Below are 5,143 nucleotides of genomic sequence, written 5' to 3'. Positions count from 1 at the left end.
ACGCCCACGACGGCTGGGACCTGGGCATCGAACTTCCCTGAGGCTCCGGGGGGTGGGGTCACGGTCCGGCGCGGCCCCTCAGGCCCTCAGGTCACGGCGCGCCGAAGGTCAGCGTCAGCTGCGGTGTGCCCTCGGCCGCCTGCGCCTCGGTGGACCACAGCCACAGGGCGTCCGTACCGCCGCTGCTCAGGGCCAGGTCGTAGCTGCCGCCCAGCTCCGCCGCCACGGTCGCCGTGGTCAGCGAGGTGCTGTGGACCGCCGAGCCGTCCGGGATGCCCGCGAAGGCGCCCACGGCCGGACCGCCCAGCGCCGGACGGTTGTTGTACGTGGTCCCGCTCTCGCTCCACGACCCGGTGACGGGCACCACCGAGACGGTGTCCGTCGTACCGGCACCGCTCATCGTGCTCGTCTTGACGCTGAGGACGGCCGACTTGAGCACCGTGCCCGCGGGGGCCGACGGCAGGTCGAAGCGCAGGTAGCTCGCGTAGAACGAGGTGCCGCGCACGGCGAGCGAGCCGGAGGTGCCGTAGTTGGTGCCGGGCGCCCCGGCATTGGCGTAGGTGTCCTCCGCGGCGGTGACACGGACCACCGAGTCGGCGGGGGCGGTGGCGAGCGCGTAGTGGTTCTGCACCTGGGCCGCGCTCAGGACGGTCGGGTAGACGGCGCTCTCGTCGAGCTGTCCGGCCCACATGTCGCTGGTGGGGCGGTCGGGCCAGCCGCCGAGGCTGTCGCCGCCCGCGTGCCAGTAGCCGGAGTAGTTCTCGTGGGTGGTGACGGCGAGGGTGCCCCGCTGGACGCCGTCCACGTAGAGGGTCATGCCGCCGGGGCCCTGGGTGGCGACGACGTGGTGCCACTGGTTGTCGTTGTAGGCGCCGCTGGTGGCGACGGTGCGGGTGACGCCGGTGTAGGCGCCGAAGACGACCCGGCCGTCATTGGTCATGTAGAGGTGCTTGTCGTACTGGTAGCTGCCGCGGTCCTGGTTGCTGCCGAAGCCGAAGAGCTTGCCGCCCCGGGTGGTGTTCGTCCGGAACCAGGTCTCGATGGTATAGGCGTTGCCGATGGTCTGCCGCTTGTCGGCGTAGATCCGGGAGTCCGTGCCGTTGAAGCCGATCGCGGTGCTCGCGCCGGTGACGGCGCCCGGGGTCTGCCGCAGGGCGGGGGCGTTCCAGTGCACTCCGTTCTCGGTCCCGCCGGCCGAGGAGTCGGCGGCGTAGGGCAGGGTCGTGTCGTCGTAGCGCCAGTACAGCTGGGCCCCGTCGGCGCGGACCTGGTTCGGGTAGCTCTCGGGCCGGGTGGGGACGGTCACGCTCGCGGTGGCGGACAGGGCGCTGGTGTTCCCGGCGGCGTCGGTGGCGGTCACCCGGTAGGTGTACGCCTGGCCCGCGGCCACGGTGGTGTCGGTCCAGGACGCCTGCGGGCGCTTGAAGAAGAGGGAGTCGGCCGTGACGGTGGCGATCGGGGTGGCCGCGCCGTTGCGGTAGATGCGGTAGGTCAGCGCGCTGTCGTCGAGGTCGAGGCTGGTGCGCCAGCGCACCTGGGCCTCGCCCGGGGTGAAGCTGACGGCACTGGCCACCGGGGTGGTGGGCGCTCCGGTGTCCCCGGTGGAGGCGAACCGGGTCAGGCTCTGCTGCGCGGCGCCGTTGACGGTGGTGAACTCGCCGCCGACCCACAGGTACTGCACGCCGTTCTTCGCGCCGACCGTCATCACGCGCGGTCCGATGCCCTCACCGATGCCGTCGTTGGTGTCCGGGGACCAGCCGAGTTTGCCGATGCCGCTGGTGGGCTGGGCGAGCAGGTGGTGGCGCTGGCCGTCGGGGAACTCCCCCACACTGGCGCAGTCGTGCGCGTGCGAGGCGCTGTAGAGGACGTTCTGGTACGGGAGCACGGCCTGGGTGGCGCCGAGGCAGGTGTCGCGCCAGCGCTGGCCGAAGCCGGGCAGGTCGACGGCTATGCGGCCGTCGAAGACGCCACCGCCGGTGCCCTCGTTGGCGGTGTAGAAGCCGCCTGCGTCGGTGGCGATGTCCTTGACCACGGAGTTGGTCTCGATGAAGCCGGGGTAGCTCTTGGCGAGGGCGCCGCTGGTGGAGTCGACGACGGCGAGCGCGTGGGTGTTCGTACCGTTGACGGTGAAGAAGTCCCCGCCGAGGACCACGTTCTTGCCGTCGGGGGTGACCTCGACGGCGCGGCCGGGCTCGTCGGCGTCGGCCGTGAAGGGCTTGAGGGATCCGTCGGTGGCGCCGACGGCGGCGAAGCGCTGGCGGGGCTGGCCCGCGACGCTGAGGAAGTCGCCTCCGGCGTAGACGGTGTCGCCGGTGACCGCGAGGGCGCGGACGGTGGCGGCGAAGGCGGGGCGGAAGCCGGTCTTCACGGTGCAGGTGGCCACGTCGACGGCGGCGAGGCTGGAGACGGGCGTGCCGTTGACCGCGCCGAAGTAGCCGCCCGCGTAGAGGGTCTTCTTGTCGGGTGAGAGGGCGAGCGCCCGGACGGTGGCGGTGCCGGAGCCGATGGTGAAGGAGAGGGTGCAGGCGGTCGGGTTGCCGGTGGCGGCGTCCAGGGCGACGAAGTTGACGGCCTCGCGTTCGCTGCCGGAGCCGCCCGAGGGCGGACGTACGGTGGAGAAGGTGCCGCCGGCGAAGATCTGGCCGCCCGCCTCGGCGAGGGCCCAGACCACGCCGTCGGGCTGCCAGGCGGGCAGGGCGTCGGCGGTGAAGGCGACGGGCGGGGTGATGGCCGCGGCGGGCGCGGCGAGGCCGAGACCGAGTGCCGCACCGGTTCCGGCCAGGGACAGGGCGACCGCGGCCGCCGTCCCTCGGGATGTACGCATGAACCCCCCAGTTGAGTGTGCGGTGCGGCCGGAAGGCGCCACTGGCGAGGGCATGGCCGGAAACCGCCGAACAGGTGTCCGCGACGATGCTGACGATGCTTACGGGCGCACCTTAGATCGGTTCCGCGCTCGATTCACCCCACCTGACATATTTCGGCCACGGGATCCCGCCAGAACCGGGCGCCGACGGGCCGCCCGCCGGGGGCGTCAGCGCGGTTTCGCGCGGACGTGCATCCGCTCCCCCTGCCGCCCGAACAGGCTCAGGATCTCCACCGGCCGCCCCTCGTCGGCGCTGGTGAACCAGTGCGGCAGCCGGGTGTCGAACTCGGCCGCCTCGCCCGGCCCGAGCACCAGGTCGTGCGCGGCGAGGACCAGGCGCAGCCGCCCGTCCAGCACGTACAGCCACTCGTAGCCCTCGTGCGTGCGGAGGTCGGGCTCGGCGCCGCGGTAGGGAATGAGCATCTTGAACGCCTGAAGCGGGCCGGGGCCGCGCGTGAGGGGGACGACCGTGCCGCCGTTGGGCATGGACCGGGGCGTCAGCCGCACCCGGGGGTCGCCCACTTCGGGGGCGCCGACCAGCTCGTCCAGGGGGACGCGGTAGGCGGCCGCGAGCGGGAGCAGCAGTTCCAGGCTGGGCCGGCGGCCGCCGGACTCCAGCCGGGACAGGGTGCTCTTCGAGATGCCGGTCTCCTCCGAGAGCGCGGCGAGGGTGAGGCCGCTGCGGGCACGCAGCCGTCTCAGCCTCGGGGCGACCTCGTCGAGGACGGCTTGGTGGTCCGGCGGTGTGTGCATGGCTCCATAACACTGCGCCGTCCCGGAATCGGCAACAGTGTTTGCCAGGAGCGCAGGGCGGGCCGGACCCTCCCGGCATGAGTTCATCCCACGCTCCCGGGCCGGCGGACGCCCGAACGCCCTTGTCCACCGAGCCCGTCGGCCGCCCACCGGCCGACGACCGCACGTCCGCCGCAGGCCCCGCCTCCGCCGGCCGGCCCGCCCCCGCCGTCCGCCCCGTGCTCGCCGGGCTCTCGCTGTCCGTGCTGCTCTTCGCCCTCGGCACCAGCCTCGCCCCCGCCGCCCTGCCCACCCTGGCGGAGGCGTTCTCCGCCCCCTTCGGATCGGTCCAGTGGATCGTCCTCGCGCCCCTGCTCTCCGTCACCGCGCTGGTGGTCGGCGCGGGACGGCTCGGGGACCTCTTCGGCCGCCGCCGGCTGCTGCTCGCGGGCCTCGGCCTGTACACCGCGGCCTCCGTCGCCTGCGCGGCCGCGCCCACGCTGGGGCTGCTGATCGCCGCCCGCGCCGCACAGGGCCTCGGCGCGGCCTTCATGACGGCCCTCGCGATGGCCTTCGTAGGCGAGACGGTCCCGAGGGCCGGGGTCGGCCGGGCCATGGGGCTGCTCGGCACGATGTCCGCGGTCGGCACGGCGCTGGGCCCGGTGCTCGGCGGCGCCCTGACCGCCGGGCTCGGCTGGCGCGCGGTCTTCCTCGCGCCCGTACCGCCCGCGCTCCTCGCCCTGCTGCTCCTGCGCCGCCATCTGCCCGCGGACCGGCCGGCGGCCGGAGCCGGTCGGGGCCGTTTCGACGCCGTGGGCACGCTGCTGCTCGCCCTGGCCCTGACCGCCTACGCCCTCGCCATGACCCTGGGCCGCGGCGGCTCCGGCCCGCTGCGCGCGGGGCTGCTGCTGGCGGCCGCGCTGGGCGCGGGTCTTTTCGTACGGAGCCAGGCGCGTTCGGCGTCTCCGCTGGTGGAGGGGGCGGTACTGCGTGCGCCGGGGCTGCGGGCCGGGCTCGCCACGAGCGCGCTGGTCTCCACGGTGATGATGACGACGCTGGTGGTCGGGCCCTTCCAGCTGTCCCGGGCCTTCGGGCTCGACGCGGCCCTGACCGGGCTGCTGCTGTCGGCCGGGCCGCTGGTGGCCGCCGTGACCGGGATGCCCGCCGGTCAGCTCGCGGACCGCCTGGGCGCGGCCCGCACCACCCTGTACGGCCTGGGGACGATGGCGGCCGGTGCGCTCGCCCTGTCCCTGGCGCCCTCGGGCTTCGGAGCCGCGGGCTATGTGGTCCCCCTCGCGGTGCTGACCGCCGGGTACGCCGTGTTCCAGACGGCCAACAACACGGCCGTCATGGCCGATGTGCCCGCCGGGCGGCGCGGGGTGGTCTCCGGCGCGCTGAACCTGGCGCGCAACCTGGGGCTCGTCACCGGCGCGGCCGTCATGGGCGCGCTGTTCTCCTGGGCCGCGGCCGACGCCCCGGGGGCCGATCTCGCGACGGCGGCGCGGTAGGAAGAGCGTCGGGTTGGGGAAGAGTGTGATTTTGAAGGTG

3 protein-coding genes are annotated in these 5,143 nt (G+C 74.1%); 1 reads left to right on the top strand and 2 read right to left on the bottom strand.

Annotated features, from left to right (window positions below):
• Window positions 1-91: 91 nt before the first annotated feature.
• Window positions 92-2,824: a DNRLRE domain-containing protein gene (locus ABZ873_RS33865; protein WP_360880628.1), complete on the bottom strand. Its 2,733-nt coding sequence runs from the start codon at window positions 2,822-2,824 to the stop codon at window positions 92-94.
• Window positions 2,825-3,031: 207 nt separating this feature from the next.
• Window positions 3,032-3,616, bottom strand: coding sequence for an XRE family transcriptional regulator (locus ABZ873_RS33860; protein ID WP_360880625.1), 585 nt, complete (start codon window positions 3,614-3,616; stop codon window positions 3,032-3,034).
• A gap of 77 nt (window positions 3,617-3,693) precedes the next feature.
• Here ABZ873_RS33860 and ABZ873_RS33855 point away from each other — a divergent pair, with 77 nt between their 5' ends.
• Window positions 3,694-5,103 carry an MFS transporter gene (locus ABZ873_RS33855; protein WP_360880622.1) on the top strand — a complete coding sequence of 470 codons (1,410 nt, stop codon included), beginning with the start codon at window positions 3,694-3,696 and terminating at the stop codon, window positions 5,101-5,103.
• Window positions 5,104-5,143 lie beyond the last annotated feature (40 nt).

Origin of the sequence: Streptomyces sp. NPDC047014 (genome assembly GCF_040644195.1) — a bacterium.
Taxonomy (GTDB): Bacteria; Actinomycetota; Actinomycetes; order Streptomycetales; family Streptomycetaceae; genus Streptomyces.
Note: the sequence above shows the minus strand (reverse complement) of the source record. Positions and strands in the feature narration are given on the sequence as shown.

Excerpts from the sequence above, each read along its gene's own strand:
- ABZ873_RS33865 (WP_360880628.1), bottom strand. The coding sequence starts at position 2,824 with ATGCGTACATCCCGAGGGACGGCGGCCGCGGTCGCCCTGTCCCTGGCC.
- ABZ873_RS33860 (WP_360880625.1), bottom strand. The coding sequence starts at position 3,616 with ATGCACACACCGCCGGACCACCAAGCCGTCCTCGACGAGGTCGCCCCG.
- ABZ873_RS33855 (WP_360880622.1), top strand. The coding sequence starts at position 3,694 with ATGAGTTCATCCCACGCTCCCGGGCCGGCGGACGCCCGAACGCCCTTG.